Raw genomic sequence first — 26,712 nt, 5'->3', positions numbered from 1 at the left:
CGCTTCCGCGCGGTTCGGGCCGACCCAAGGTTGAGCGGCTCTCCGTCCCCGGCATTCCGGTGGAAGGAGGGCCGCTTCCTTTTATTGTCTGTTTTTGCCGTTGGCCGCGTGCCAGAACGGCACCAAGAGTGAATTGACGGAGCAGGATTATGCGTCGTGTTGTCGTGACGGGTCTGGGAATGGTGACGCCGCTGGGCGCGAACGTCGAGACAGCATGGGCGAACATCCTTGCGTCGAAATCAGGCGCGGGCGCGATCACGCGCTTCGATGCGACCGACTATGCCTGCCGCATTGCCTGCGAAGTGAAGCCTGCCGATCACGAATATGGGTTCGACCCCAATATGCGTGTCGATCACAAGGTACAGCGCCAGGTCGATCCGTTCATCATCTTCGGCATCGACGCCGCCGGACAGGCACTGGAAGACGCGGGCCTTGTCGATGCGTCGGAAGAGCAGCGGCTGCGCATCGGGGTCTCGATCGGATCGGGCATCGGCGGCCTGCCGGGGATTGCGAGCGAATCGATCGTGCTGCACGAAAAGGGGCCGCGCCGCGTTTCGCCGCATTTCGTGCACGGTCGTCTCATCAACCTTATTTCCGGGCAAGTATCGATCAAATATGGCCTGATGGGGCCGAACCATGCGGTCGTCACAGCCTGTTCCACCGGTGCCCATTCGATCGGCGACGCGGCACGGATGATTGCGATGGACGATGCCGACGTGATGCTGGCGGGCGGCGCGGAAGGCGCGATCTGCCCGATCGGCATCGCCGGGTTCGCGCAGGCGCGGGCGCTTTCGACCAATTTCAATGACACGCCGGAAAAAGCGTCGCGCCCCTATGACAAGGACCGCGACGGCTTCGTCATGGGCGAAGGCGCGGGCGTCGTCTGCCTGGAAGAATATGAGCATGCCAAGGCACGCGGCGCGAAAATCTACGCCGAAGTGATCGGCTATGGCCTTTCGGGCGATGCCTATCATGTCACGGCACCGCATCCAGAGGGTTCGGGCGCGTTCCGCTCGATGGAAATGGCGATGCGCAAATCCGGCCTCGCGCTGGCCGACATCGATTATATCAACGCCCATGGCACATCGACGCCGATGGGCGACGAGCTGGAGCTGGGCGCGGTACGCCGCCTGTTCGGCGCGGAGATCGACCGGCTGTCGATGTCGTCCACCAAATCGGCGATCGGGCATTTGCTGGGCGGCGCGGGTGCCGTCGAATCGATCTTCTGCATCCTCGCGCTGCGCGATCAGATCGTGCCGCCGACGCTCAACCTCGACAATCCGTCGGACGGCTGCGCCGGGGTCGATCTCGTCCCCCATGTCGCCAAGGAACGGACGGTCAAGGCGGTGCTCAACAACAGCTTCGGCTTTGGCGGCACCAACGCAAGCCTGGTGATGAAGGCAATCTGAGGCTGATTTATGCGCCGCTTCGGCTGCTTCATCCTCATTGCCTGCCTCGCGGCGCTGGCGTTCGTCGCGTTTCAGTTCGTGCATGGCTGGACCCAGGCTGGCCCGTCAACCGCCGACAAGACCATCGTCATAGCAGAAGGCACGACGCTTACCCGCGCCGCCGTGCAGTTGAAGGCGGAAGGGTTGGTCACCTCCGCCGATGCGTTCCTGACGCGCGCGAAGGTTTTCGGTGCGGGTGACCCGATCAAGGCCGGCGAATATGAAATCCCCAAGGGTGCCAGCAACGCCGATATCCTGAAGATATTGCAGGGCGGCAAGGCCGTCGCGCGACTGGTGACCATTCCCGAAGGCATGCCCTCGGTGCTGGTACGTGAGCGGCTGATGGCCGTTGACGACCTGACCGGCGATATCCCGGTGCCTGAGGAAGGCAGCGTCCTGCCCGATAGCTATGCCTATGAAAAGGGGGAACCGCGCGCCGCGGTGCTGAAGCGCATGCAGACCGCGATGACGAAAACGCTGGCCACCCTCTGGGCCGACCGCAGCCCGTCCACCATCGTCAAATCCCCGCGTGAGGCGATCATCCTCGCCAGCATCGTGGAAAAGGAAACCGGCGTGCCCGAAGAGCGGCCGATGGTCGCAGGCGTCTATACCAACCGCCTGCGTACCGGCATGATGTTGCAGGCCGATCCCACGATCATCTATCCGATAACCAAGGGCAAGCCGCTGGGCCGTCGTATCCGCAAGTCCGAAATCGCGGCGGTGAACGACTATAACACTTATGCGATGACCGGCCTGCCGAAGGGGCCGATCGCCAATCCGGGGCGGCTGTCGATCGTCGCGGTGCTGAACCCCGCACCGACACGGGCGCTCTATTTCGTGGCGGATGGCAAGGGCGGACACATCTTTGCCGATACGCTGCAACAGCATAACGAGAATGTGCGCAAATGGTTCGAAATCCGGCGCGCACGGGGCGAGCTGTAGGCCGAAATCTGCCGCTCCGCTTCGGGATGCAACGCGTCAGCATGCGCGGAAGTGCACGAAGTTCACGCCACGTTACCCCCCGGTTTCCTACTTTCGGGGTTTGTCCGGGATGATGCTGGGCCTGCCAATATCACCGTCATTCTGACGATTGGGGAGGCCGTCGCACGACTTGCTAACAATTCCCCTCCGTTGATCCCTGGCCAGCCGAAGCCCCCCAGCCGGATGCGTGTCGCAGCGACAGGCCGCTGCGCGCCATTTGTCGCCGAGCCGATGGTCGCCAGTGCAACGGTGCAGTCATCTGCCGCCCGGCCGACCGGACCTGTACGGCACCAGTGGGGCTTGCGGCATGGACCTGCGTGCAGGGCGAGAGGCTATGGGAGTTGGCGCGGTGGTAGCAAAGCGGCGGCGGTGTAGGACTGAGTGAAATTGTGAAGACATTTAAGAGACATCGCGCACTCCTATCTCGTCATTCCCGCCCTTCGACAAGCTCAGGATAAACTTCAGCCTTTGGCTGAAGGCGGGAACCCATATCGCCAACCGCACCCAAGTCACCAAGACGAGAGCTGCGTTCCCCCCTTCGCGGGAATGACGGTTATGGGTGGTGAATTGCCATTCCGGTTTTGGCAGTTTTGAGATGGAAAGCAGCCGTTAAACTGTGCTGCTCTACTATTCGACCGCAACAACTACCGGAAGGCTGACGCTAATGTGGCACTTCAAGGGACATAGAGTACTTTTCCGCTGGACTATAGCGGCAATAGTGGCGGCTTTCCCCGGTTCAGCCCACGCCTGTCGGACGTCAGTTTCTCCAAAATTTGAGGACGTCAGTTATGCCGATGTGGTGGTGATCGGTCGCGTAGATAATTATCGGGTCATCCGAGACGAGGCGTTTCGCAAGCGGATGCTCGCATCACCCAATTTGCCCGCACAGATGCGCAAGACTTATGAGGATCCCAAGCAAGGCTTGCTGCCCGACTACGCGCGTTTCGACATTCAGGTGGAACAAGTTCTCCTCGGCCAGGTGTCGAGTACGCTATCGGTCACATGGGATAACTCGACGTTCGGGGAACCGGACCAGATGGCCGCAGGGCGCTACCTGATTGCGCTGCGTCGGCCCAACTCGGCTAGCCCTCCTTTGCGCGGTCCAAGCGCGACAATCTTGCCGAGCCCCGGCCCTAATGCTTTGACCCTTCTACAGGCGCCGTGCTCACGCGCCTTCATCTACAACGCCGAAAGCAGTGAGGCTCAAAGCATTCGGAGAATTTTGGACGCCCGCCGAAAATAGATGGAATTGGCTCCTATGTCGGGTTTTGGGAAAGCATCTCCAGTTCAACAGCGGCAAAAATTGGTCGTTTCCGGCGGGGCAGTTTCCTAGCAAAGGCGTTGTCACCGTATTGTGCCCCCCAAGGGGTGGATTGCGGACGGTCCGCCTCAAACGTTTTGATAGGAATAAGCTGTCATAACTTTTGCGGTGATCAGAGGAGCGAAGCATGGAGGCATTTGACCTTGAACGATGGGGTGTCTCGACGACTGACGACATCGTCCTACAAGAATCATCCACCGTGTTGGAGAATGACATTCGCGCAGTTCCGGGTCTTTCCGAATTGCTTCATGATGATTGGACTGCGATTATTGTCGGACATCACATGATAAATGGAGTGATGCGCAAGTTCGATCAGCCGGTTTTTTTACGGATTTGCGATGGCGAAATTGGTCAAATGCTCTCCAATCTCAGGGGCAAAGACGAGCCTTACATGTTCTTCCAACTCATGAGGCCAGATGAGCCGAGACCGTTGGATGCGACACCAGAAAGGTTTCTTGAAGCCGCTGGATGGGAAGTGCTGAATGATTCAGATCATATGCTGTTTTGGAAAGCGTGGGAAGAAGCTGGTCGCAAGTGGATTGAATAGCGACCGCTATTCAGGCGAGCCAAGGTCGTCGGGAATGGCAACAAATGGTCGCTAGGCGAAGATCAGCCAAAGCAACAAGCCCACAATGATGAACGGCCCTAGCAAAGCCACTCCACCGCCAATCCATCCCCATTTTCGATAGGAAAGCTCGACTACCCCTTCCCAGAATCCTTGAATAAGAATTTCGGCGAGCCAATTCATTTCCGCATGATGCATTGCTGCCGGAATGTCTGCAACTGGGAAGGGCTTCCACTATAGTTAATGGCAACAAATGGTCGTTTCCTGACATCGCTACCCCGCCGTCGCGCCCCCTACATCCCTCAATAAGGACTGTCCGCTGCCTCTCCCGCGCCGGTGATCCACAGATCGTCGGGCAGGGATCGGTCGCGCAGGCAGATGCGGTCATGGTCCGGGTAGGTGATGCGATCCACCGGGGCGCGGGTGCCGACGATCAGACAGCGGGTGGGCGCGCTGCTGCGGTTTTGGAGAAAGTGGCCGACCGGATCGCCCGCGCGGAAGATGGCGGCATCGCCGGGATGCAGCAACGTCACCCGCTCGCCTTCATGTACGGTCACCGTGCCATCCAGCACATAGACCATCTCGTCCTCCGCGCTGTGCCAGTGCTTGAGGGCAGATACCGCGCCGGGCATCAGCGTTTCGACGTTCGCGCCGAACTGCGTCAGGCCATCGCGGCCATCCGGCCCCTCGCTGATCCATTGCGTGCGGGCGGTCGCGGTCTCCTCGACCAGCATCTGCGCGGCTTTCACTATGGTCATGCGATCCTCCCCTGCCTGCCTCAATTCACCGGCGCGCGACGGCGATAGCTCAGCGCCTCCGCGACATGCACGCGCCCTACTCCTTCGCTGCCCGCCAGGTCTGCGATGGTGCGAGCGACGCGCAGGACGCGGGTATAGCCCCGGGCGGAAAGGCGCATCGCGGCGGCCGCCTGCGCAAGAAGAGCGCGGCCCGGCGCGTCCGGAGTGGCGATGGCTTCCAGCAGGTCGCCGTCCGCCTCCGCATTGGTGCGGGCGGGATGATCGGCATAGCGCACGGTCTGGATCGCGCGCGCCGCGGCGACGCGGGCAGCGACTTGCGCCGATCCCTCGGCGGGCGGCGGCAATGTGAGATCGGCGGCGGTGACGGCGTTCACATCGACGTGCAGGTCGATCCGGTCGAGCAGCGGCCCGGACACCTTGGCCTGATAGTCCGACGCGCAGCGTGGCGCGCGGGCGCAGGCCAGCGCCGGATCGCCCAAATGGCCGCAACGACACGGGTTCATTGCCGCGACAAGTTGCACCCGCGCCGGAAAGGTCACATGCGCGTTCGCGCGCGCGACGCTGACCGTGCCGGTTTCCAGCGGCTGGCGCAGCGAATCGAGCACGGCGCGCTGAAACTCCGGCAATTCGTCGAGAAACAGAACGCCAAGGTGCGCGAGGCTGACTTCGCCCGGCTTGACGCGCAGGCCACCGCCAACGAGCGCGGCCATCGAGGCGCTGTGATGGGGTGCGCGGAAGGGACGCGCGCGACTGATCCGCCCGCCTTCCAGCGTCCCGGCCACCGAGGACACCATCGAAACTTCGAGCGCCTCTTCGGCGGTGAGTTCGGGCAATATCCCCGGCAGGCAGCTTGCCATCAGCGACTTGCCCGCGCCCGGCGGCCCGGCCATCAGCAGATTATGCCCGCCCGCCGCCGCGATCTCCAGCGCGCGCTTGGCGGTTTCCTGCCCCTTCACCTGTTTGAGGTCCGCGCCGCGCACCGGCGGCTCCACTTCGCCCGGCAAGGGTGCAGGGAGCAGGCTTGTCCCCTTGAAATGGTTGAGAAGCGGCAGCAGCCCCGGCGCCGCGACCACATCGACATGTCCGGCCCATGCCGCTTCGCTGCCCTGCGCCACCGGGCAGACCAGACCCAACCCCTGTGCCCCGGCATGCAACGCGGCGAGCAGCACGCCGGGCGAAGCGGCAATCCGGCCGTCCAGCCCCAGTTCTCCCACCACGACATAGTCGCTCAGCGTTTCGGCATCGATCACGCCCATTGCGCCGAGCAGGGCCAGTGCGATCGGCAGGTCGTAATGCGATCCCTCCTTGGGCAAGTCGGCCGGCGACAAGTTGACGGTGATGCGCTTGGGCGGCAGCGAAAGCCCGATGGCGGCGATGGCGTTGCGCACGCGCTCCTTGCTTTCGGTCACAGCCTTGTCGCCCAGGCCCACCACGATGAAGTTGGGCAGCCCCGGCACGAGCTGGCACTGCACCTCCACCGTCCGCGCTTCCAGCCCCAGATAGGCCACCGTCGATACCGTTGCGACCACTTATGCCCCCGTCTGCGTCGATTTCTGTGCCGCTTTTGTTCGCACGCCTTCTGGCGCGCCGGACCAAGAGAGTCGAGCGAAATCAGGTGACGGCGCAACCATCGCCTTATGCTCACTGCCCACCGCGCGCCTTTCGACAAGCGCCGACACTGCCGCTATGGTCCGGGATGTGATGTCGTGCGCCATAAGGAGAGTTGCCATGGCCTATATTGACGGCGTTCTGGTGCCAGTGCCCGTTGCCGAGCAGGAAAATTACGCCGCATGGACCGCCAGGGTCTCGCCGCTGTTTCTCGAATATGGTGCAACGCGCGTGTTCGATGGCTGGGGCGATGATATCAAGGACGGCAAGATCAATGACATGCGCACGGCCGTCGTCGCAGCGCAGCAGGAAAATGTCGTGTTTTCGTGGATTGAATGGCCATCGAAAGCCGTAAGGGACGAAGGCTGGGAAAAGCTTATGGCTGATCCGCGAATGAACGAGAGCGGCCAGCCGCCGTTTGACGGTACGCGGATGATCTTCGGCGGCTTCGCACCGATTGTAGACATCAGCATCAAAAACGGAAACCCGTCATGACCGATCTGCCCCTGCATGAACTGGCGATAGAGCGCCACATCGCTGCGCCAGTATCGCATGTTTACAAGATCTGGATGGAACGCCTGCCCGAATGGTGGGCGCCGAAGCCATGGACCACGGAAGTCGTTGAAATGGATGCGCGGCCCGGCGGGCGTTCTGCCATGAACATGGTAAGCCCTGATGGCGAAGTCTCTCCGGTGGAAGGCGTGTTTCTGGAGATAGCGCCCGAACAGCGAATCGTTTTCACCGACGCGTTTCGCGCCGGGTGGATACCGCATCCGCCCTTCATGACCGGCATCTTCGCCTTTGCCCCGGATGGCGAGGGCACCGCCTATCGCGCCGCGGCGCGCCACTGGGACGAAGCGACGATGCAGAGCCATAGCGAAATGGGGTTCGAGGCAGGCTGGGGCGCGGTTGCCGATCAGTTCAAGGCCCTGTGCGAGGAGACCTGGGTCGCGCGCTGAAAAACCCGCCCACGCGCAGTGCCGATCGCCATGTCCCGGTTGACTTGGGGACGCCTTTTCCCTATCGGACCCGCTCGACATGCGGCTGCCGGTTTTGGCGGCCCTTTTTCGTCTTGCCGATTTTATACTGATCTATTGAGGAATGAGCGATGAAGCGCACCTTTCAGCCGAGCAACCTGGTCCGCAAGCGCCGCCACGGTTTCCGCGCCCGCATGGCGACGGTGGGTGGTCGCAACATCCTGCGCGCGCGCCGCAGCCGCGGTCGCAAGAGCCTGAGCGCCTGATTCGGCCTGCCGGGGAAGACGGCGCCATCGCGATCATCGCGAAGCGCGCCGATTTCCTCGCGGCGAATCGCGGACGCAGGCAGCCGATGCCCGGTTTTGTCCTGCTGGTGCATGACCGGCAGGATGGCGATCCGGCCAAACGCGTCGGCTTTACCGTGACGAAAAAGATTGGCGGCGCTGTCGTCCGTAACCGGATGAAGCGCCGCTTGCGCGTTCTGGCACGGGAGCTGTTGCCCGAACTGGGCGTGGCAGGCGCGGACCATGTGCTGATCGGCCGCGCGGGCGGCGTGGAGCGCGACTTTGGGGTGCTTCGTGCGGAACTGGCAAAGGCTTTGCGGAAATTGGGGAAGCCGGGGAAAGTGGGATGAAACGCCTGCCCCTCAAACCGTTCGGCCCCGGACTTGATCCGGGGTTGTCGAAGCCCCGCACTGAACGCAGTGAAGTGCCTTCGACTTCGCTCAGGCTGTCCCTTCGACAAGCTCAGGGCGAACGTATGGGGGAAGCGTCTCCATGATCGCCCGCCTGCTTACCCTCCTCGCCCGTGCTTGGCAGCTTGGTCCGTCGCGCATCCTGCCGCCCTCCTGCCGCTATGCACCAAGCTGTTCGCAATATGCGATCGACGCGCTGCGAAAATATGGCGCAGTCAAGGGTAGCTGGCTGGCGACGAAGCGGCTAATGCGATGCCACCCCTGGGGCGGCTCCGGTTACGATCCGGTGCCATAAGCCTTTTTTCAATGCGCGATTTATGGCGGGAGCCTCTCTGACGTGGACGACAAGCGGAACATCATTCTCGCAGTAGTGCTGAGCGCGCTGATCCTGTTCGGCTGGCCCTATATCGCCGAGCGGTTCTTCCCCACCGCCAATCCCCCCGCGACGCAGGTGCAGGGCGGCAAGACCACGCCGGTCGCCAGCCCGTCCGCCGATCCCGCCGCCGACAGCCCGCAGGCGATCCGCGATCGCGCCGCCGTGCTGGAGGAAGGGCCGCGCATCGCGATCGAGACGCCCAAGCTGCAAGGATCGATCAACCTGAAAGGCGCGCGGATCGACGACATCGTCCTGCCGACCTATCGCGAGACAATCGACAAGACGTCGCCCGCGATCCGCCTTTATTCGCCCGGCGGCACGAAGGACGCCTATTTCGCAGGCTTCGGCTGGTCAGGCGAAGGGCTGAAAGGCCCGGACGCCAACACCATCTGGACCGCCAGCGGCAGCAAGCTGACGCCCACCACCCCGGTGACGCTCACATGGAATAATGGCGTCGGGCAGATGTTCGAAATCAGGCTGACGGTGGACAAGGATTTCATGTTCACCGTCGCGCAAAAGGTAACGAACACGTCCGCTGCGCCGGTCGCCGTTAAGCCTTATGGCTATATCAGCCGCGACGGACCGTCGAAGGACCCGACGAGCTGGACGATCCATACCGGTCCGATCGGCGTATTCAACGGCGCGGCCAATTATGATGTCGATTTTACTGATCTGGACGAGGACGGTGCGCAATCCTTCCCGAGCACGGGCGGGTGGATCGGCTTTACCGACAAATACTGGCTGTCCGCCCTCGTCCCCGATCAGAAGACAGCGTTCACCGGCCAGTTCCGCAAAGGCACCGGGTCGCAATATCAGGCCGATTACAGCCTGAACCCCATACTGCTGGCCCCCGGCAAGTCGGTGACGCAGACAAGCCGCCTGTTCGTGGGCGCGAAGGAAGTCCGTACGCTGGAATCCTATCAGGATGCGCCCGCGCCGCAGGGTGTTGCGCTGTTCGACCGCGCGATCGACTGGGGCTGGTTCTACTGGTTCGAAAAGCCGATCTTCTCGCTGCTCCACTGGCTGTTCCTCAACATCGGCAATTTCGGCGTGGCAATCATCTGCCTGACCTTGATCGTGCGCGGTATCATGTATCCCGTCGCGCAGAAGCAGTTCGCGAGCATGGCCGCGATGCGCGCGGTGCAGCCGAAAATGAAGGCGCTGCAGGACAAGTACAAGGACGACAAGCCCAAGCTCCAGCAGGAGATGATGGCCCTCTACAAGCAGGAGAAGGTCAATCCGCTGGCGGGATGCCTGCCGATCTTCATTCAGATTCCGATCTTCTTCGCGCTCTACAAGGTGCTGATGCTGACCATCGAGATGCGGCACCAGCCCTTCGTGCTGTGGATCAAGGATCTGTCCGCGCCCGATCCGCTGCATGTCCTCAATCTTTTCGGCCTGCTCGATTTCCAGCCGCCCGCCTTCCTCGCCATCGGTGTGCTGGCGATATTGCTGGGCATTTCCATGTGGCTCCAGTTCAAGCTGAACCCTGCGCAGATGGACCCGATGCAGCAGCAGATTTTCGCCATCATGCCCTGGATGATGATGTTCGTGATGGCGCCTTTTGCGGCAGGTCTGCTGGTCTACTGGATCACCAACAACGTGCTTTCGATGGCACAGCAATGGTGGCTGTATCGCAAGCATCCGGTGCTGAGCGCCCCGGCTGCGGCGAAGTGAGGCACATGCAACCCAAACTCCGTTCGGTTCGAGCTTGTCGAGAACTGGTCTGGGGGCACCTGTCCTCGACAGACGCTTCTCGACGTCGCTCGAAGCTGCTCGAACCGAACGGATTTCGGACATGAACGACGATCAAGACTCCCTCGACCGCGTCGAGACCGCGCGGAAGATTTTCGCAGGCCCCATCGCGTTCCTCAAATCCGCGCCGGACCTGAAGTTCCTGCCCGATCCGATCGTCAACGAAGTCGCATTCGCGGGGCGGTCCAATGTCGGCAAGTCAACGCTGCTGAACGCGCTCACCAACCGCAACGGCCTTGCCCGCACGTCGAACACGCCGGGGCGCACGCAGGAGCTGAACTTCTTCGACGTTGGCGCGCTGGAGCCAGGCGATGTCCCCTTGTTCCGCCTCGTCGACATGCCGGGCTATGGCTATGCCAAGGCACCCAAGGACGTGGTGCGCAAATGGCGTTTCCTCATCAACGATTATCTGCGCGGGCGCGCCGTTTTGAAGCGCACATTGGTGCTGATCGACAGTCGCCACGGCATTAAGGATGTCGATCGTGACATCATGAAGATGCTGGACGATGCCGCCGTCAGCTATCGTATCGTGATGACCAAGGCGGACAAGGTGAAGGCAACCGAGCTGACTGCCGTTACGGCCCGCACGCTGGAGGAAATCCGCAAGCGTCCTGCCGCACACCCCGATGTGATCGCGACGTCGAGCGAAGGCGGCCTTGGGATAGCGGAACTGCGCGCCGCGGTGCTGGAGGCGGTGACGGATTGAGGGGGGCCGTTTATCCTCAGCATCGTCCTTGCCGCGAAAGCGGGAACCCATTTCCCGTCTTGGTGCCTGACGTGCAGTTGGCACGATAGGTTCCCGCCTTCGCGGGAATGACGATTGGGAGTAAGTAGAGCCATGCTGAAACTCATCATCGGAAACAAAGCCTATTCGAGCTGGTCGCTGCGCGGATGGCTGGCGGCAAAGCAGTCCGGCTTGCCGTTCGAGGAAGTGGTGGTCTCGCTCTACGATGCAGCCTGGCCGGAGCGTAAGGCGCAGCCCGATCTTGCGCCGTCGGCAGGCAAGGTGCCGATATTATGGAATGGTGGCACGGCCGTGTGGGAAAGCATCGCCATCATCGATCATCTTGACGATCTGACGGGCGGCACCCGGTTCTGGCCGCAGGATTTGGCCGCACGGGGTCTGGCACGGTCGATGGCGGCGGAAATGCACGCCGGCTTTGTGGCTTTGCGGCGCGCCTGCCCCATGAATACGCGCCGCATATTCGATGCGGTATCGCCTTCGTCAGAGGTTGCGGACAATCTGGCCCGCATCGCGCAGCTTTGGGCACAGGCACGCGCCGATTACGGCGGCAGCGGCGACTTTCTGTTCGGCGCGTTCGGCGCGGCGGACATCATGTACGCGCCGGTCGTCAGCCGGATCGTCAGCTATCAACTGCCCGTTCCAGCGCATGCCCGCGCCTATGTCGACGCGATCATGGCCCATCGCTGGATGCAGGACTGGATCGCCGCCGCACAGGAGGAAGACTGGGTGCTGGACCAGTATGAGGCACAGCCGGTGGCAGGGGACTAAACCAACGCGCCGGGGAATGACGCGGCAGAGCGCCGTACCGCAACGACGAGAAGGCCATCCTATTCCACTTCGGCGGCGAGATATACTCGGTTGCGGCCATGTTCCTTGGCCAGATACAAGGCGCGGTCCGCCGCCTTCAGCGCATCGCGGGGATTTTCGTAAGCCAGCACATTGGCAACGCCGGCCGAGAAGGTCACACGGTCCATCCGCTCTCCTGTGGCGCGATTGACAAGGTTGCGCGTGGCAAGATCGGCACGCGCGGCGTCCACAGCCTCGCAGGCTTCGCCCGCCGTCTTGCCGCGGAAGAGCATCACGAACTCCTCGCCGCCATGGCGGGCGACATGGCATTTGTCGTTGGAAACCTTGGCGAGCAGGCTGCTCACGAACTTCAGCACCCGGTCGCCGGTCTCGTGGCCGTGGGTGTCATTGACCACCTTGAAATGATCGATGTCGCAGAACGCGACACTCAGCGGCTCATTATCCTTTTGCGCCGTCAGCGTTTCGGCCGTCAGCGTGGCTTCGAACGCACGGCGGTTCGGCAGGCCGGTCAGATGATCCTGCTCCGCGGCACGACGCGCTGTTTCCAGGCTGTTCTGCAGCAACCGGGTCTGCTTCGCGCTTTCGCGCATCTGACTTTCGACTTCGCGCGTCTTTTCGACCATGGTGCGTGTCAGGCCGATCAGGCGTGCCAGCACGGGCTCGGCCTTGGCCTCGTCGGACAGATCCTTCACCTGTTCCTGCAACGCATTGCCATAATCTTTTGCCGACGCCCGCGACTCATCGACCAGACCGGTGAACTGAACGAGGTTCTCTTCCACCTTCTCCAGCATGTCGTGCAGCGCGTCGGGCGTCACATCCTTGTTGGGACCATCGGCCACGATCGATTCGACCCACCCGTTGGTGATCTTCCCCCGCTCGGCCAGCACCGCCGCCACCGCCTTCTCGATGCCGTGATCGTTCCCGGTCAGATAGTCATGCGCCACACCGAAATTGAGCGGCGTCAGATCAAGGTCATGCGCGAACAGGAACGAGCCGATATCCTGATAAAGCTGACGCCGCCGGTCGACTTCGCGGCTGAACACTCTGCCCGGCGGCGTACGCGCAGATGCCGGTTCCTCGACCGGCTCCTCACTCTTGCCGCCAAGCCGACTGGCCCAGCGCGCGATCTTGTCCGTAAGGCCCGTTTGCGCGGCGACGGCCGGCGACTGATGTGCTGCGTTGCTCATGATGCCAAGAACGGCGAGATCGAAACGATTTTTAGGTTAAAACAGCGAAAATCATATGTCCGCGCCGATCAGCCAGTCGTGGAAAATGCGGACGGCCCGGTTCTGCAGTGCGCGTGGACGACACACGAAGAAATAGCGGTAAGGACTTTCAACATGTTGCGCGAACAGGCGGGTCAAACGCGGATCGTGAGCGTCCTTGTAATGGCTGGCGTGCATCACCGCCACACCCAGCCCCTGCGCAGCCGCTTCCAGCATCAGCGGGCCGGAATCATAATTGTCTATCGCCGCCGGTTGCAGGTCGGGTTGACCGATCGCATCGCGCCAGGCGTCGAAACTGGCGGACATTTCCCGGTGCAGCAATATGGTATGACGTGAAAGCTGCTCCGGCGCGGTGATCGCGTTGGGCCCTTCCTGCAAGGTCCGGCTGGCAATCAGATAAACTTCGTCGCGATCCAGTTCATGGGCATAAAGCGCCGGGTCGATATCCTTGGCCAGAACAATCGCGGCATCCAGCCCTTCGCCGAGCCGCGCCACGGCATGCGGGGTCGTTTCGACATCCAGATGCAATGTCGGATGCAGCCGCCGCAACTCACCCAGGCGGGGGAACAGCCGCTGGCTGGCGAACAGCGGCAATACCGCCAGCCGGAAGCGCAACTGGTTGCCGCCGCTCTGTATATTGTCGATCGCCGTGGACATGGCGTCCAGCGCGGGGGCGATATCGTCCAGCAGCCGTTGCCCTTCTGCGTTGATTTCCATCGCCTGATGCTTGCGATCGAACAGCGACTTGCCGATGAACCGTTCCAGCGCCTGAACCCGTCGGCTGAGCGCGGGCGTCGATAATGCCAGTTCCTCCGCCGCCGCCTTCACAGAGCCGAGTCGTGCAACCTGCACGAAAGCCTCCAGGGCGGTGAGCGGCGGCAAACGACGCATTGTCTCTTATCTGGACCCCATCTCGCTGCATCGCACAATGACGATTGCGACGGCTTTGCGTCGCATGTTCCAAACATCCCTGCACCAACAAGCCAGAAACCCGTGTGTTTCGCAAGATGCAAAATATGCAACTGGGATAATCTCTTTCGCACTTGCGGGACGCATCTGCAAAAAGCATATGTGAGGGGCCTTTCAGGCATCCTCTCCTAAAACTTTCACGGGCCGGTCATATGACCGGCCTTTTTTTTCGCGATTGTCCCGCCGATCGGCCGAACCAACGTCAATTGAACCCAAAGGCACGGCCCGCGTTATCAGCAGTCCCGATGCGCGCTTGCCAATAGATGACAATTTTGCGACGCCATCCTCATTGCAACAAGGGCAGGAACCCGATGGCGACCGTACAGTTCAGGAAATTGCAGAAGGCCAATGGTCCGATCGCACGGATCAGGCGGCGGTTCGGGCCGTGGGCGACGTTTTTCCGACAGTTCGTGAAGCATCCCGCGATGATCGGGTCTGTCATTCCTTCGTCGTCGATGCTGGTCGAAGCGATGCTGGCCCCCATCGACTGGAGCAATACGCGCCTGTTCGTCGAATATGGGCCGGGCGTGGGCACGTTCACCCGCCCGATCCTGACAAAGATGCGATCGGACGCGATGCTGATCGCCATCGATACCAACGCCGATTTCGTCCGTTATCTCAGCGCTGATATCAGCGACCATCGGTTCCGCGCCGTCCATGGCTCCGCGGCAGACGTCCGCGCCATCATCGCGGACCATGGCTTTACGCAAGCAGACTATATTCTGTCGGGCCTTCCCTTCTCTACTTTGCCCGAAGGGACTGGCGCGGCGATCATGACGGAAACGCATGCCGCGCTGCGACCGGGCGGCAGTTTCCTCGTCTACCAATATTCCCGCTTCGTCGAGAAGATGCTTTCCCCTCTGTTTCCCACTGTTACCAGCGATCTCGAATGGCTCAACATTCCGCCGTGCCGGATGTTCTGGGCGACGCGCGAAAATGCGCTGGCGCAGGCAGCCTGAGAAGCCTCAATCAGCCGCAGCGTCGTTGACGCGCAACATCGCCAGCGCGGCAGTCACCAGAACCAGCGCCGCGCAAGCCATGGTCCAGATCGGTTCGGTCGGGAAAAAGGCCTTCAGGATACTGCCCATCACCGTCGCCACGAGCAGTTGCGGCACGACCACGAAAATGTTGAACAGGCCCATGTAGACACCCAATTTGTCCTGCGGCACCGCTGCGGCCAGGATCGCATAGGGCATCGCGAGGATCGAGGCCCAGGCGATTCCGATGCCCAGTTCCGCCAGCAGCAGCCATTGCGGATCGCGGATGACGAGGAACGCGGCAAAGCCTGTCGCACCGGCCAGCAGACACAGGATATGCGTGTTCCGCTTGCCCAGCCGTCCGGCGATCGCCGGTAACAGAAACGCCGCAAACAGCGCCGCGACCGCATTATAGGCGGCAAACAGAATACCCACCCAGTTGCCGCCCCGGTTGAACGCATCGGACGCCGGGTCAGCCGAACCGAACATATATTGGGCGACCACCGGCGTCGTGTAGATCCACATGATGAACAGCGCGGACCAGCTGAAAAACTGCACAAGCGCGAGGCGCTTCATCGTTTCCGGCATCCCTGCGAAATCGCCCACGATATGCGTCAACAGATTGTCCGCCCTGCCCCGCGCCGCCAGCATCGCCGCGCCCAGCCGCGCCAGCCCGAACGCGACGAGCAGGCCGCCCAGCAGATACAGTTCCTTTTCGAGCGCGAAGTACCGGACCGCCGCTGTCACCAGCCCGCCGGTTGCGATCCACGGACCGATGCCGCTCAGGGTTGCACGCGGTACCGGCGGCACCGCATGGGCGAACAGCTCGGTCCCGTTATAGCGCGCCAGTGTCTGCGGATCATATTCGCGGGTGGTCAGGATCGTCCACATCACCGAGCAGAACAGCGCGGCGCCACCGATGTAGAAGCTGTACCGGACAGTATCGGGAATGCCGCCGCCACTATGCGCGTTCGACACACCGATCGCGTCCATCAGCCAGGGCGTCGCCGACCCGAGCACCGCGCCCGCGCCGATGAATGCTGTCTGGAAGGCATAGCCCTGCGTATGCTGGTCCTTGCCCAGCATGTCGGCGACGAAGGCGCGGAACGGCTCCATGGAAATGTTCAGCGACGCATCGAGCAGCCACAGGGTCGCGACCGCGAACCACAATCCCGGCACATTGGGCATGATGAACAAGCCCAGCGCCGCGAGCAGCGCACCGGCGAAAAAATAGGGGCGGCGGCGGCCGAACCGGCTCCATGTCCGGTCGCTGTAATGGCCGATGACGGGCTGAACGAGGAGGCCGGTGAGCGGAGCAGCGATCCAGAGCGCGGGCAGATCGTCGAGCGATTGGCCCAGTGACTGGAAAATGCGGCTCATGTTCGCATTCTGGAGCGCGAAGCCGATCTGGATGCCGAAAAAGCCGAACGAGATATTCCACAGACCCGCAAAGCCCTGCCGGGGTTTGGCTATCCCTGCGCTCTCCGCCATCATCCTGCCCCTTTGCTGTCGTTATCGGCATTATGCTTGGCGCAGGCGGGGGATCAAGGGAACTGCGTATTCGTATGCGCGCGCCAATAGGATGGGCCTATCGCCTGATCGAACGGCACGGCAAGCGCCGCCGCACATCGGCATGATCCTGGACAGGCATCGCCTTCACCAGCGCGGGAAGCATGGCGAGCCGGTTTTCGTCAAGGCCTAGATCGGTCGTCGCACTGCAAGGCGCACTCCAATGACATCGGGTTAGGTATGTTGAAGATGCGATCTTGCAACGCTTCGCCAATGCGCGTCGAAACAAGCAGCGAGCCGGTAACGATTGCCATCTCAATTGAAACCTGACGTCCGACGAGCTGTGACTGATCTTTATATTTATTATTTTAGTTCATATATTTGATTGAATGGAATGGCATATGGCATGCGCCATCGGCGACTGCTTTCACGCACATAGCCAGGCTGAACAGGCCGACGTCACAGCGAAGAAACTGCTTGACGTGACGTTTCCACTATACGACACAGTATGGTGTACATTGTACAACTAACCGCAGTATGTCGCCAGGACGCGGCCTTGCGCGGTCGCTTCGCAGTTGGGAAACGCCATGATCACGCTTTATGGAACCGCGCATTCACGCACCCATCGCGTCCTGTGGCTGCTGCGCGAGCTTGGCCTCGCTTTCGAGCATATCCCGACCGACTTCGTAACGCGCGAGAACAGGGACCCGGCTTTTCTGGCCGTGAACCCAAACGGCCGGGTGCCTGCCCTGGTCGACGGCGACATCACGCTGTGGGAGTCGCTTACGATCAACCTGTATCTTTCGCGCCGTTATGGTGGCGAAATCGCCGCACGCGGCTTCGTTGAAGAAACGCTGGCGATGCAATGGAGCATGTGGGCGGCGGCTGAGCTCGACAAGGCGCTGTTCCTGGCGGCGACAAACCTTCGCTTCTTCGCCGCGGCGGATCGCAACCCGGACGACGTGGCATTGGCACTTCGAAAGCTCTCTCGGCCATTTGCGGTTCTCGACGGATGGCTGACGGACAGGCGCTATATTTTGGGCGACCGCTTCACGGTGGCCGACCTGAATGTCGCAGCCGTGTTGTCGCTCGTGCGCCTTTGCGGACTGCCCGTCGAACCATATCCGGCGATGTCGCAGTGGCTTGGCGGCTGTCTCGATCGACCTGCCGCCGATGACTATCTGCGCTTGGATTTCAAATTGTCCCGGCTACCCCCTGAAAATTACATCTTCATGTTTCTTTAGACATCATTGAAACTGGATATACACGCGTCGTTTTTCAAGATGAAAATCTACAGTACGTAATTTATAAAGAACAATATAGATCAATTTATCATAATCGGAAATTTTATTCTGCTTTATATCTAAAGGGAGGGTAATCATGATTGACGGAATATTATGCCGTAAATACCGCCATTCTTTGTTCGGACGGCTTGTGCCATTGTCCGCGCTCGTCTTTATCCTGGCAACGCAACCCGCAATTGCGCAAAGCGTTGAAACGCCGGCTGAAGAACAGGATGACGGGATCATCGTTGTGACTGCCCAGAAGCGGTCCGAAAACCTTCAGAACGTTCCCATATCGATCGCCGCCCTCAGCGCAGCAAAGCTGAACGAAGCGAACGTTCTGACCGTTCAGGACCTGGCGAGAGTCGTCACGAACTTTTCCGCCACGCGCACGTCGCAAGCGGCCAGTATCCGGCTGACGGTGCGGGGGATCGGCACCGCGAGCAACAACGCGAACGAACCCAGCGTCGCCGCCTTTGTCGACGGCGTATATGTGCCACGACCAGGCTCGATCATCGGCAATTTCCTCGACATGGAAGGTGTAGAAGTTCTTCGGGGACCACAGGGGACGCTGTTCGGGCGCAATGCGAGCGTAGGCGCAATCTCATTCCGTACGGGGCAGCCGACAGGCGACTTTTCCGGCCAAATCAGAGCCGAGGGCGGCACTGGCGACCGATATCTGCTTACCGGCAATGTCAATGTCCCGCTTTCAGAGAGCCTGTCTGTTCGCGTCGCGGGTCTGGCGTCCACATCCAACGGCCTGTTCAACAATCGCCTCGACGGGAAAACTTATGGCGGCTCGGACGACTACGCTGGGCGCGTAACGCTGAAAGCCGTTACCGGCAATCTCACCTGGTTGCTGCGCGGCGACTATGCGAAGTCGGATGGCGACGGCTATGTGACCAACGAATTTGACGTTCGGTCGGTTTCACCCGCCCAGCTCCAGAATTTCCTGAATGTGCAAACAAGGCTGGCAGGCTCCGCCAATGACCTCGTGCGTTTCGACCGAAACGTCAATCAGTTCGTGACCGCTGACCTTACGGACGAAAACTGGGGCGTATCCAGCGACGCAACCGTTGAGGTGGGCAGCTTCTCCGTGCGATTGATCAACAGCTATCGCAGCTGGGACAGCGAGCAACTCGACGGCGATTCCTTCAATACACCGATCGAAATCGGCTCCCGGATTGCCGGATTTTCGTCCCGCAGTCACAACCACGAACTGCAACTCATCTCGCCGCAGAAAGAGCTGCTGAACGGCAGGTTGGACTTCGTGGCAGGCGTGTATTTCTTCAGGGAGGATTTCGCCATCGATGAGCGTCTGCAACTCAACAGGCAGTTCTGCGATTTTTCCGTGCCGCCCAATCAGGTCGCGCAGTGCAATGCCCTGCTCAGGGCCGGCGGGGGCGTGGATGCCACCGATCTCGATTTTTCGCAGTCGGTCGAAAGTTTCGCCGTGTACAGTCAGGCCAATCTGAAGATCGCGGAAGGGCTGACCGCTACGCTGGGTGGTCGATGGACGACCGAGAGGAAGAATGGCAGTTTCGTGCAAACGCTCGCCAATCCCTTTGCCGCTTCGCTGCGGCGGCCTGAAAGCGTGGCTTTGCGCCTGCGGGACAACCGATTTACCTGGCGCGGGGCATTGAGTTACCAGCCCAAGGACGACGTTCTGCTCTTCGCCAGCTATTCCACCGGATTCAAGTCGGGCGGCTTTAACTCCGGCGGCGGGACGGAAGTGCTGGGCCTATCGCGCAGGTTTGATCGCGAAACGGTCGACAATTATGAAGTCGGCGCCAAGACAAGCTGGCTGAACAACGCGCTTCAAGCCAACCTCACATTCTACCGGATGGATATCGACGGCTTTCAGGATCGCAGTTTTGATGGTCTGAGTTTCGTCGTGCGCAATGCCGGTACGCTACGCCATCAAGGTTTCGAGTTCGATACACGCATAGCGCCATCGCGTAATTTCGTGGTGAATGCGTCGCTTGGCTACATTGACTCGGAGTTCACCTCTTATGTCGGTGCTTCCGCGCTACCGGGACTGGGTTCGCGCGCGCGACAGGATCTGACCGGCGGGCGCAGTCACTTTGCGCCTGAATTCACGGGCGCCTTTGGCGCCACATGGTCCGGCGACATCGGAAAGTCAGGGTTGCGCTGGTCGTTGAACGGCAACCTGTCTTATATCTCGGACCTGAACAATGGCAGTGTGACCGACAATAACCCGCAGACCGTTCAGGACGGATACGCGTTGCTGAACGGGCGGTTCCAGATCAGCGGTCCCGCCGACCGCTGGAACATCGCGGTCTTTGCCAACAACATCACCGACAAGGGATATTGCGTCGCGCAATTCTACCAGGTGCTGGATACGGCATTCGCCCTGCGCAATGGCGTGTTCAACGGAAGTACGGGGGTCCGGTGCGCCGTCGGCCAGCCGCGAACCATCGGCGTGTCGGGTACGTTCAACTTCTGAGCTGCACCGGATCGACATGTTGAATTGCAACAGCCGCCCTGCAAGTGATGCAGGGCGGCATTGTTGTTCGAGTAGCGCCAGACAGGCGGCACCTTTATCTTGAAGCGGTGCGATCGACGATGGATCGGAAGGCGCTTGCCCGTCGATCGCATGAGGCTGCGATCGGGCGATCGCCTCACCACGCCTCAACGGCGCTACGTCCTTTGGTCAGCGTGCTATCCGCCGGAACTGCGCCGATAGACCGGGAAGCAGTTCGCGCGCCTTACGCCTATCAGGGGCCGGACGAATGACGGCCATCGCATAGATGCTGCCGACGGTCTGGTAGAGCTTAGCGCCCGATTGTCACGACGCCGGTCGTTCGGGACGCCAGTCGCGCGGACGCTGCGCCAGATGCGCCTTGATGATATTGCACTCCTGCTCATCCAGCGTGAAGCGCGTCAGCAGATAGGCACCCACGATGTTGCAAGCGGCGGGCAGCAAACTGAACAATCCGGCAATGACGATTTTTGACGTCATCGACTGGTCCTGATTGGGCACGAAGCCGCCAAAATCGAGCGCAAAGCCTGTCAGGAACAGCATGACGCCATAGGCGGTCTTGTAGGCAAGGTTCCAGGCCGCGAAATAGGCCCCTTCCTTGCGGTCGCCGGTTATATATTCATCATAGTCAATGACGTCACCTTGCGTCGATGGAGAATAGGTTCCCCCCGCCCCGGCCGCAAAGCCCGATATCAATGCAGTTGCCAGGATCATCATGACGCGCGTGTGCAGATCGTCCATGAACGCGATGGAAAACGCACTCGCAAATGCCACGGCGGTCAGGAGCATCGCGCCGACCCACGCTGACATTTTGCCATAGCGCTTCGATAGCCATAGCCAGAGCGGCACCGATGCGGCCGACGGGGCCATGAACGCCAGAATGAGAATGGGTGCCAGCCAGGAGACCCCGACGACATATTGGGTCATGTAGAGCGCCGTGACGACGACGGCTGCGCTCCCCATCTGCTCGATGAAGGTAATGATGAGCAGACGGCGCGCATGCTGATTTTTCAGCACGTCGCCAAAGGCCTTGGTAGGCCGCGGAACCGCGCGGCCCGTGCCGTCGGCCCGCTCCTTCACTGTCCACACAAGCCAGACGAACAAAACAACGGCACCGCAGGCCGCAACGATCGCAAGTTGCGGCGCCCGCAAACGGATGAGGTCCGGGCCTCCCGCTTCACCAGCCGCAATCAGGATGTACATCGCGCCGAGAGACAAAATGCCGCCCGCCGTGTAGAAGCTGTGCCGATATCCAAAAACTCTGTTGCGCTCCAGATAATTGGGCGCGATTTCCGCGCCGAGCGACATGTGCGGGATCAGGAATACGGTCATCGCCGTGTAAAAGCCGATTATGGCGACAGCCATCCACACCGTTAAGCCGAATGTATCCAGGGCGGGCGGGGCGAAAACCATGTAAAAGGTCACGACCACCGGAATGATGCTGGCCAATATCCAGCTTCTGCGTCTGCCGAACGCAAGCGACGTGCGATCGCTGAGATAGCCCGCGATCGGATCGGAAACGGCATCCCAGATACGCGAGAAGCCAAAAATGAGCCCCATGACGGCCGGCGCGATCAAAAGCACATCCGTGCTGAACTTCATCACATAGGTGTTGACCAGGATGCAGAGGTATCCCGCCGCAAAGGCAGACCCGCTGTAAGACAACATGACGGACCAGCCTATGCGTTCGGTCGGCTGATCCGTCGTGGCCCCGCGCGCCTTCCCATAACTTCTCATGTCGAGACTGATCCCATGTAAATGCAGTTCCCCGGACGGAAATCGATATTCATGAAAATCATTGCCTATTGGGTCCAATCGACGACACGCTGGCTTTGTTGGCCCAGGCCGTCGATGCCCAGCGTCATGACCTGACCAGCATGCAGGTAGATGGGGTGCGGCTGCTGCCCGATCCCAACGCCGGACGGCGTCCCGGTCGCGATGATGTCGCCTGGCATCAGCGTCATGAGGTTGGAGATATAGCTGACCAGTTGCGGTACGTTGAAAACCATGTCCGCCGTATTGCCGTTTTGGTAGCGATGGCCGTCCACGTCGAGCCAGATGCTCCGTCCCGACGGGTTTTCGACTTCATCGCGCGTGACGAGCCACGGCCCGACAGGTGCATAGCTGTCGTTGCTCTTGCCCTTGACCCACTGGCCGGTCCCTTCGAGCTGGTAGAAGCGGTCGGAGACGTCGTTCACGACGCAATAGCCGGCGATGTAGTTGGTCGCGTCTTCTTCGGTGACGTAGCGGCAAACGCTGCCGATCACGACGCCCAATTCCACTTCCCAATCGACCTTCCGCGCATGCTTGGCGAGCATGACAGTGTCATACGGACCGCAGATCGCGGTCGTTGCTTTCAGGAAAAGCAGCGGTTCCGCCGGCGCGGCCTGCTGGGCTTCCGCCGCATGGGCGACATAGTTCAGCCCGACGCACACCAGCTTTCCGACACGACCGACACAGGCACCGATTCTGGTTTCAGCCGGAACAATGGGTAATGCATCGCGATCAAGGCCGCGAAGGATGGCAAGCGACGTGTCGGACAGCGCGTCCCCGGCGATATCGGCCACTATGCCGGTCAGATCGCGCAGGCTCCCATCGTCGGCGACGACCCCGGGGTTCTCGTGACCCTCGATCCCATGTCTAAACAACTTCATCTGACAGCCTCCAGAGAAAAACGCTCAAGCATCTGCGGAAAGGTCGGCCGACCCAATGATCCCTATCGCCTCGATTTCGACGAGTATTTCAGGCACAAAAAGGGCCGAAACTTCGACCAGTGCACAGGTCGGATAGTGGCCGTGGAAATATTCCCTGCGTGCGCGCCAGACTTCATAACGCTGTTCGATATCGGTGATGTAGATGACGAGCCTGACAACATCGTCGATACATCCCCCGGCGGCCTCCATCAGATTTTTGATATGGCCGAATATCACGCGCGCCTGCGTGTAGGTGTCGCCGATCCCGGCCAATTGCTTGTCGCCTATCAAGGCAACCATTCCGGCAATGTACACATGGTCGCCGACTTTCTTGCAGTTCGACCAGGATTGCGGCTCTGGCTCGATGACGTTGGGATGCATAACGCGGATTTGCTTCACAAAAGAAACTCCATCTAGATTCCAGAAAATAGGCTGTCTTTTGAACAGGATGCATCGTGCTTTCGACGTGCGGGAGGCCGGAACTGCGCGTCGTGACAGAACGGGTGCCGAAGAGCTGATCACATTTCGCTCCAACTACCGTCCCGCTTGGACTGTCATCCTTTCCCATCCGAATGAATCGCTAGATGTACGGTGTACGCTTTAATGCGGGCGGTCAAGCCTTATCGGAAAAACAATACGCAAACGCATTGTTTGAAACGAAGGTCAGTTCACCGATCCGGCACTTGATGGTGCGTATGCAGCGCCGCGGAAAGCACAAATGGCTTGACTTGTCCCTAAGGATCGTCGCATTCGTACAATGTACACAATACGCTTTCGGATTGTAAGGATCGACATCGTTTGGTCATCGCGCACTTAGGTCTCGCCTCTGATGCGCGGCCACTGTGTCGCGCCGGTCAACAAAAGGACGGCATCAGCCATGTCTTTGCAGAAGCCCTGCCTGCTATCAGCAAATCTTGGGGGCAAGACCGAGAATCAGGCGGGCCCTCGGGCGGCGGCAAAGGCAGATTTTTCAGAGCCTGGTCGGCTGCGGAAATATCGGCCGCAGCAGCAATCGCACTGGCGGCAGATCAGAACGTCCGACGGCGCGCGCGCCTATCATCGACGGGGGCGAAAATGGTCGATGCCAGCGGCGAGTGTAAAGGCGATGATCTGGTCGAACGTCATACCGAATATCAACCGTCCCTTCCGGTTGAGTTCGATCGCTCCATGCACGCTGCACCATAAGGCATGGGTTATCACGACCGGATCACCCACAAGCTTGCCTTCAAGACAGGATGCTTCCGCCGCCGCCAGACAAATCTGCCATGATCGGAATGTCTGCTGGTTGTCCAGCGAAAGACCTTCTGCGGTGTCAGGGAAAATCTCGAAAGCCAACGCATATTCGTCCGGTCGCGAGACCGAGAAATCGGCATAGGCCGCAAATGCCGTCCTCAACCGGTCGACAGAGTCACCGCACCCGGCCGTTGCCGCATCAAGCGCCTTTGCCAGTTCGATCAGTGCAAATTCTCTTACGGACGCGAAAATCTCATGCTTGCTGCTGAAGTAGCGATAGGTCCTCATCGTGCTGGAGCCCAACTGCGACGCGATCGCGCGCATCGTCACCGCTTGATAGCCTTGTTCGGCGAACAGCTTCATCGCGGTCTGGCAAATCTCCTCGCGCGCCGTTGCCCGGTCTTTGGTTTTCGTCCTGCTTCTGGTCATGACGCGCCCCTAGCACGGTCACCCGACCGATTGCACGAACATCCTGCATCGGGGATTGATGTAATTGACCGCCGCAACGAACAGCATAGTACATTACGTGACTTAAATCATTCAACGATGTCATGAATATCATGAACAATACATCACGAAAATATACATTCATCTGAAAGCCGAATATCATATTCAACCTTGCTCAAAAATCTATTTGATAAGGCAGTGAATATTCGATGGAGATTCGATATGTTCGTAAATACCTCATCGATTATCGATTTTACACTGCGGAGAGACTCGGAATCTGTCGCGTTCATTGAAGACGCTGGCGTGGACGGCGCTGGGATGGAAGGCACCAGCCGCATGACCTACGCCGCTTTCGACACCTTCACGTCACGCCTGGCAGCAGTTCTGACCAGTCGCGGGCTGCGGCCGGGGGACAGGTGCGCCATCTGCCTTCCCACTTCGATTGCATATGCGGCAGCGCTGTTCGCCGCCTGGAAAGCCGGCCTGATCGTGGTGCCCATCGGCTTGCTCCTGTCGGAATCCGAAGTCGCCAACATCCTGTCGCGTTCGAACGCCAAAATGCTGATCCATGCGGAGCAGCATCCAGACCATCTGAAAGAATGCTTCGCGTCGCTGTCGAACGGCATCGCCTACGAAGATCTTGCCGGCAAAGCCAATGTGTTGGACGAACCGACGCACCGCAGCATCGTCAACGGGCCGGATATAGCGTTGATATTGTATACGTCCGGCACGACTGGCGCGCCCAAGGGTGTGGTGTTGTCGCATAACGGGCTTGTGTACTCGGCCATGATCGCGGCCAACGCCCTCGATATGTCCGCGCGGGACGTCATCACCACCCCATTGCCCTTGTCGCATGTGTTCGGCTTGGTGGCCGGACTGCTCGCCGGTTTGATGTCGGGTGCCTCTGTCAACTTGATCGCGCGGTTTCAGCCAACGGACTGCCTGTCCGCGCTACACAGCCATGGCACGACGATATTCTTCGGCGTTCCGACCATGTTCGGCGCGCTGATTGCGGCCGCTGGCGGGGTGGCCATCGGCCCGCATTTGCGTATCGCATCCTCGGGCGGCGCGCCGCTGTCGCGCGCGCTTTCAGACCGATTTCACAGCATGACCGGCATCAGGATTATCGAAGGCTATGGGATGACCGAAACCAGCGGAGTGATCGCAATTGCGCAGCCGGGCGACGAGGATGCTGCGGGCACGGTCGGGAAACCCGTCCCCTTCATGCAATGGAAGATTCGTCCTGCGACCGATCTGAGCGACAGCAACGACAAAGGCGAGCTTTGGGTCAAAGGCCCTGGCGTCATGCTGGGTTATGACGACGACAAGGATGCTACCGAGGCCGTAATGGACGATGGCTGGTTAAGGACCGGGGACATCGTTTGCGTCGATGACCAGGGGCGCCTAGTTATTGTCGATCGCCTCAAAGACGTGATCCTGCGTGGCGGTTACAACGTTTATCCGGCCGAAGTCGAAGCGGCGCTCATGGAACATGAAGACATTGTGAGCGCCGCCGTCGTCGGGCGCGCGGACGATGATCTGGGCGAAGAAGTCACGGCGTACGTCGTTCTGCAATCCCGTTCGACGGCAACACCGGAATCCCTGATAGCGTGGTCACGCAATCGGCTGGCAAAATACAAATATCCCCGGTCTATCCATCTCGTTGACCAGCTTCCGGTCAGCCCGACCGGCAAGATACTGAAAAAATTTCTGAAATAGCCGGTCAATTCAATTTGCGCGCGCTGGAGTAGAAAAGATGCAGATTTTGATATCTTGTTTGCGGGACACGGGCATGCATTTCGAGGAAATTGACGATTTTACCGATGGTTATGACAGC

26 protein-coding genes are annotated in these 26,712 nt (G+C 60.3%); 16 read left to right on the top strand and 10 right to left on the bottom strand.

Annotation, left to right across the window (positions count from 1 at the left end):
* The first annotated feature begins 149 nt into the window (after window positions 1-149).
* From fabF to ENE74_RS06800, 4 genes are all read left to right on the top strand, one after another.
* Window positions 150-1,409 (top strand): beta-ketoacyl-ACP synthase II, encoded by a 1,260-nt coding sequence (gene fabF / locus ENE74_RS06815; protein WP_127690134.1) that lies wholly within the window; start codon window positions 150-152, stop codon window positions 1,407-1,409.
* A 9-nt stretch (window positions 1,410-1,418) separates the two neighbouring features.
* Entirely contained in the window at window positions 1,419-2,390 is a 972-nt protein-coding gene (gene mltG / locus ENE74_RS06810) for an endolytic transglycosylase MltG (RefSeq protein ID WP_127690132.1), read from the top strand.
* 757 nt (window positions 2,391-3,147) lie between these two features.
* Window positions 3,148-3,672 (top strand): hypothetical protein, encoded by a 525-nt coding sequence (locus ENE74_RS06805; RefSeq protein ID WP_127690130.1) that lies wholly within the window; start codon window positions 3,148-3,150, stop codon window positions 3,670-3,672.
* Between the two features lie 205 nt (window positions 3,673-3,877).
* Window positions 3,878-4,297 (top strand): hypothetical protein, encoded by a 420-nt coding sequence (locus ENE74_RS06800; RefSeq protein ID WP_127690128.1) that lies wholly within the window; start codon window positions 3,878-3,880, stop codon window positions 4,295-4,297.
* Window positions 4,298-4,348: 51 nt separating this feature from the next.
* On the opposite strand, the gene ENE74_RS18175 is transcribed toward ENE74_RS06800, so the two are convergent.
* The 3 genes from ENE74_RS18175 to ENE74_RS06790 form a co-directional block, all read right to left on the bottom strand.
* On the bottom strand, window positions 4,349-4,498 hold the full coding sequence (locus tag ENE74_RS18175; protein WP_164847393.1) for a hypothetical protein: 150 nt from the start codon (window positions 4,496-4,498) through the stop codon (window positions 4,349-4,351).
* A 119-nt stretch (window positions 4,499-4,617) separates the two neighbouring features.
* Window positions 4,618-5,073, bottom strand: a complete 456-nt coding sequence (locus ENE74_RS06795; protein ID WP_127690126.1) for a cupin domain-containing protein — start codon at window positions 5,071-5,073, stop codon at window positions 4,618-4,620.
* Window positions 5,074-5,093: 20 nt separating this feature from the next.
* Window positions 5,094-6,602, bottom strand: coding sequence for a YifB family Mg chelatase-like AAA ATPase (locus tag ENE74_RS06790; protein ID WP_127690124.1), 1,509 nt, complete (start codon window positions 6,600-6,602; stop codon window positions 5,094-5,096).
* 199 nt (window positions 6,603-6,801) lie between these two features.
* Between ENE74_RS06790 and ENE74_RS06785 the strand changes: the two genes are divergently transcribed.
* From ENE74_RS06785 to ENE74_RS06750, 8 genes are all read left to right on the top strand, one after another.
* Complete coding sequence (locus ENE74_RS06785; RefSeq protein ID WP_127690122.1) at window positions 6,802-7,176, top strand: DUF1428 domain-containing protein; 375 nt, start codon at window positions 6,802-6,804, stop codon at window positions 7,174-7,176.
* The gene (locus tag ENE74_RS06780; RefSeq protein WP_127690120.1) at window positions 7,173-7,640 is read left to right on the top strand and encodes an SRPBCC family protein; all 468 of its coding nucleotides are present in this window, start codon (window positions 7,173-7,175) and stop codon (window positions 7,638-7,640) included. Before ENE74_RS06785 ends, ENE74_RS06780 begins: the two co-directional genes overlap by 4 nt.
* Before the next feature lie 149 nt (window positions 7,641-7,789).
* A complete protein-coding gene (gene rpmH, locus ENE74_RS06775; RefSeq protein WP_104955291.1) occupies window positions 7,790-7,924 on the top strand; it encodes a 50S ribosomal protein L34 in 135 nt (44 codons plus the stop codon).
* A gap of 35 nt (window positions 7,925-7,959) precedes the next feature.
* Window positions 7,960-8,292, top strand: a complete 333-nt coding sequence (gene rnpA / locus ENE74_RS06770) for a ribonuclease P protein component (protein WP_127690583.1) — start codon at window positions 7,960-7,962, stop codon at window positions 8,290-8,292.
* A 142-nt stretch (window positions 8,293-8,434) separates the two neighbouring features.
* Window positions 8,435-8,647 (top strand): membrane protein insertion efficiency factor YidD, encoded by a 213-nt coding sequence (gene yidD, locus ENE74_RS06765; RefSeq protein WP_127690118.1) that lies wholly within the window; start codon window positions 8,435-8,437, stop codon window positions 8,645-8,647.
* 42 nt (window positions 8,648-8,689) lie between these two features.
* Window positions 8,690-10,405 (top strand): membrane protein insertase YidC, encoded by a 1,716-nt coding sequence (gene yidC / locus ENE74_RS06760; RefSeq protein WP_127690116.1) that lies wholly within the window; start codon window positions 8,690-8,692, stop codon window positions 10,403-10,405.
* Between the two features lie 121 nt (window positions 10,406-10,526).
* On the top strand, window positions 10,527-11,189 hold the full coding sequence (gene yihA / locus ENE74_RS06755; RefSeq protein ID WP_127690114.1) for a ribosome biogenesis GTP-binding protein YihA/YsxC: 663 nt from the start codon (window positions 10,527-10,529) through the stop codon (window positions 11,187-11,189).
* A 132-nt stretch (window positions 11,190-11,321) separates the two neighbouring features.
* Window positions 11,322-11,996, top strand: a complete 675-nt coding sequence (locus ENE74_RS06750) for a glutathione S-transferase family protein (protein WP_127690109.1) — start codon at window positions 11,322-11,324, stop codon at window positions 11,994-11,996.
* A gap of 59 nt (window positions 11,997-12,055) precedes the next feature.
* On the opposite strand, the gene ENE74_RS06745 is transcribed toward ENE74_RS06750, so the two are convergent.
* Together ENE74_RS06745 and ENE74_RS06740 are read right to left on the bottom strand one after the other, a co-directional pair.
* Window positions 12,056-13,222 (bottom strand): GGDEF domain-containing protein, encoded by a 1,167-nt coding sequence (locus ENE74_RS06745; protein ID WP_127690107.1) that lies wholly within the window; start codon window positions 13,220-13,222, stop codon window positions 12,056-12,058.
* 51 nt (window positions 13,223-13,273) lie between these two features.
* Window positions 13,274-14,152, bottom strand: coding sequence for a LysR substrate-binding domain-containing protein (locus tag ENE74_RS06740; RefSeq protein ID WP_127690105.1), 879 nt, complete (start codon window positions 14,150-14,152; stop codon window positions 13,274-13,276).
* A 389-nt stretch (window positions 14,153-14,541) separates the two neighbouring features.
* Here ENE74_RS06740 and ENE74_RS06735 point away from each other — a divergent pair, with 389 nt between their 5' ends.
* Window positions 14,542-15,189: a class I SAM-dependent methyltransferase gene (locus ENE74_RS06735; protein ID WP_127690103.1), complete on the top strand. Its 648-nt coding sequence runs from the start codon at window positions 14,542-14,544 to the stop codon at window positions 15,187-15,189.
* A gap of 6 nt (window positions 15,190-15,195) precedes the next feature.
* Here ENE74_RS06735 and ENE74_RS06730 read toward each other — a convergent pair whose 3' ends face one another.
* Window positions 15,196-16,698: an MFS transporter gene (locus tag ENE74_RS06730; protein ID WP_241241867.1), complete on the bottom strand. Its 1,503-nt coding sequence runs from the start codon at window positions 16,696-16,698 to the stop codon at window positions 15,196-15,198.
* Window positions 16,699-17,303: 605 nt separating this feature from the next.
* Between ENE74_RS06730 and ENE74_RS06725 the strand changes: the two genes are divergently transcribed.
* Together ENE74_RS06725 and ENE74_RS06720 are read left to right on the top strand one after the other, a co-directional pair.
* Window positions 17,304-17,960 carry a glutathione S-transferase family protein gene (locus ENE74_RS06725; RefSeq protein WP_127690099.1) on the top strand — a complete coding sequence of 219 codons (657 nt, stop codon included), beginning with the start codon at window positions 17,304-17,306 and terminating at the stop codon, window positions 17,958-17,960.
* A gap of 175 nt (window positions 17,961-18,135) precedes the next feature.
* Window positions 18,136-20,466: a TonB-dependent receptor gene (locus ENE74_RS06720; protein ID WP_164847392.1), complete on the top strand. Its 2,331-nt coding sequence runs from the start codon at window positions 18,136-18,138 to the stop codon at window positions 20,464-20,466.
* A gap of 342 nt (window positions 20,467-20,808) precedes the next feature.
* Here ENE74_RS06720 and ENE74_RS06715 read toward each other — a convergent pair whose 3' ends face one another.
* From ENE74_RS06715 to ENE74_RS06700, 4 genes are all read right to left on the bottom strand, one after another.
* Window positions 20,809-22,239, bottom strand: a complete 1,431-nt coding sequence (locus ENE74_RS06715) for an MFS transporter (RefSeq protein ID WP_127690095.1) — start codon at window positions 22,237-22,239, stop codon at window positions 20,809-20,811.
* A gap of 65 nt (window positions 22,240-22,304) precedes the next feature.
* Window positions 22,305-23,156 carry a fumarylacetoacetate hydrolase family protein gene (locus ENE74_RS06710; RefSeq protein ID WP_127690093.1) on the bottom strand — a complete coding sequence of 284 codons (852 nt, stop codon included), beginning with the start codon at window positions 23,154-23,156 and terminating at the stop codon, window positions 22,305-22,307.
* Between the two features lie 24 nt (window positions 23,157-23,180).
* Window positions 23,181-23,717 carry a RidA family protein gene (locus tag ENE74_RS06705; protein ID WP_206517659.1) on the bottom strand — a complete coding sequence of 179 codons (537 nt, stop codon included), beginning with the start codon at window positions 23,715-23,717 and terminating at the stop codon, window positions 23,181-23,183.
* Between the two features lie 534 nt (window positions 23,718-24,251).
* A complete protein-coding gene (locus ENE74_RS06700; RefSeq protein ID WP_127690091.1) occupies window positions 24,252-24,857 on the bottom strand; it encodes a TetR/AcrR family transcriptional regulator in 606 nt (201 codons plus the stop codon).
* Window positions 24,858-25,046: 189 nt separating this feature from the next.
* On the opposite strand from ENE74_RS06700, the gene ENE74_RS06695 reads away from it, so the two are divergent.
* Window positions 25,047-26,594, top strand: a complete 1,548-nt coding sequence (locus ENE74_RS06695) for a class I adenylate-forming enzyme family protein (protein ID WP_127690089.1) — start codon at window positions 25,047-25,049, stop codon at window positions 26,592-26,594.
* The last annotated feature ends 118 nt before the right edge of the window (window positions 26,595-26,712 follow it).

Origin of the sequence: Sphingobium algorifonticola, from assembly GCF_004005485.1 — a bacterium.
GTDB lineage: Bacteria > Pseudomonadota > Alphaproteobacteria > Sphingomonadales > Sphingomonadaceae > Sphingobium > Sphingobium algorifonticola.
Note: the sequence above shows the minus strand (reverse complement) of the source record. Positions and strands in the feature narration are given on the sequence as shown.

What these genes read in the sequence shown, in the direction of transcription:
- fabF (WP_127690134.1), top strand. Translation starts at nt 150, where the DNA reads ATGCGTCGTGTTGTCGTGACGGGTCTGGGAATGGTGACGCCGCTGGGC.
- mltG (WP_127690132.1), top strand. Translation starts at nt 1,419, where the DNA reads ATGCGCCGCTTCGGCTGCTTCATCCTCATTGCCTGCCTCGCGGCGCTG.
- ENE74_RS06800 (WP_127690128.1), top strand. Translation starts at nt 3,878, where the DNA reads ATGGAGGCATTTGACCTTGAACGATGGGGTGTCTCGACGACTGACGAC.
- ENE74_RS18175 (WP_164847393.1), bottom strand. Translation starts at nt 4,498, where the DNA reads ATGAATTGGCTCGCCGAAATTCTTATTCAAGGATTCTGGGAAGGGGTA.
- ENE74_RS06795 (WP_127690126.1), bottom strand. Translation starts at nt 5,073, where the DNA reads ATGACCATAGTGAAAGCCGCGCAGATGCTGGTCGAGGAGACCGCGACC.
- ENE74_RS06785 (WP_127690122.1), top strand. Translation starts at nt 6,802, where the DNA reads ATGGCCTATATTGACGGCGTTCTGGTGCCAGTGCCCGTTGCCGAGCAG.
- ENE74_RS06780 (WP_127690120.1), top strand. Translation starts at nt 7,173, where the DNA reads ATGACCGATCTGCCCCTGCATGAACTGGCGATAGAGCGCCACATCGCT.
- rpmH (WP_104955291.1), top strand. Translation starts at nt 7,790, where the DNA reads ATGAAGCGCACCTTTCAGCCGAGCAACCTGGTCCGCAAGCGCCGCCAC.
- yidD (WP_127690118.1), top strand. Translation starts at nt 8,435, where the DNA reads ATGATCGCCCGCCTGCTTACCCTCCTCGCCCGTGCTTGGCAGCTTGGT.
- yihA (WP_127690114.1), top strand. Translation starts at nt 10,527, where the DNA reads ATGAACGACGATCAAGACTCCCTCGACCGCGTCGAGACCGCGCGGAAG.
- ENE74_RS06750 (WP_127690109.1), top strand. Translation starts at nt 11,322, where the DNA reads ATGCTGAAACTCATCATCGGAAACAAAGCCTATTCGAGCTGGTCGCTG.
- ENE74_RS06745 (WP_127690107.1), bottom strand. Translation starts at nt 13,222, where the DNA reads ATGAGCAACGCAGCACATCAGTCGCCGGCCGTCGCCGCGCAAACGGGC.
- ENE74_RS06740 (WP_127690105.1), bottom strand. Translation starts at nt 14,152, where the DNA reads ATGCGTCGTTTGCCGCCGCTCACCGCCCTGGAGGCTTTCGTGCAGGTT.
- ENE74_RS06735 (WP_127690103.1), top strand. Translation starts at nt 14,542, where the DNA reads ATGGCGACCGTACAGTTCAGGAAATTGCAGAAGGCCAATGGTCCGATC.
- ENE74_RS06730 (WP_241241867.1), bottom strand. Translation starts at nt 16,698, where the DNA reads ATGGCGGAGAGCGCAGGGATAGCCAAACCCCGGCAGGGCTTTGCGGGT.
- ENE74_RS06725 (WP_127690099.1), top strand. Translation starts at nt 17,304, where the DNA reads ATGATCACGCTTTATGGAACCGCGCATTCACGCACCCATCGCGTCCTG.
- ENE74_RS06715 (WP_127690095.1), bottom strand. Translation starts at nt 22,239, where the DNA reads ATGAGAAGTTATGGGAAGGCGCGCGGGGCCACGACGGATCAGCCGACC.
- ENE74_RS06710 (WP_127690093.1), bottom strand. Translation starts at nt 23,156, where the DNA reads ATGAAGTTGTTTAGACATGGGATCGAGGGTCACGAGAACCCCGGGGTC.
- ENE74_RS06700 (WP_127690091.1), bottom strand. Translation starts at nt 24,857, where the DNA reads ATGACCAGAAGCAGGACGAAAACCAAAGACCGGGCAACGGCGCGCGAG.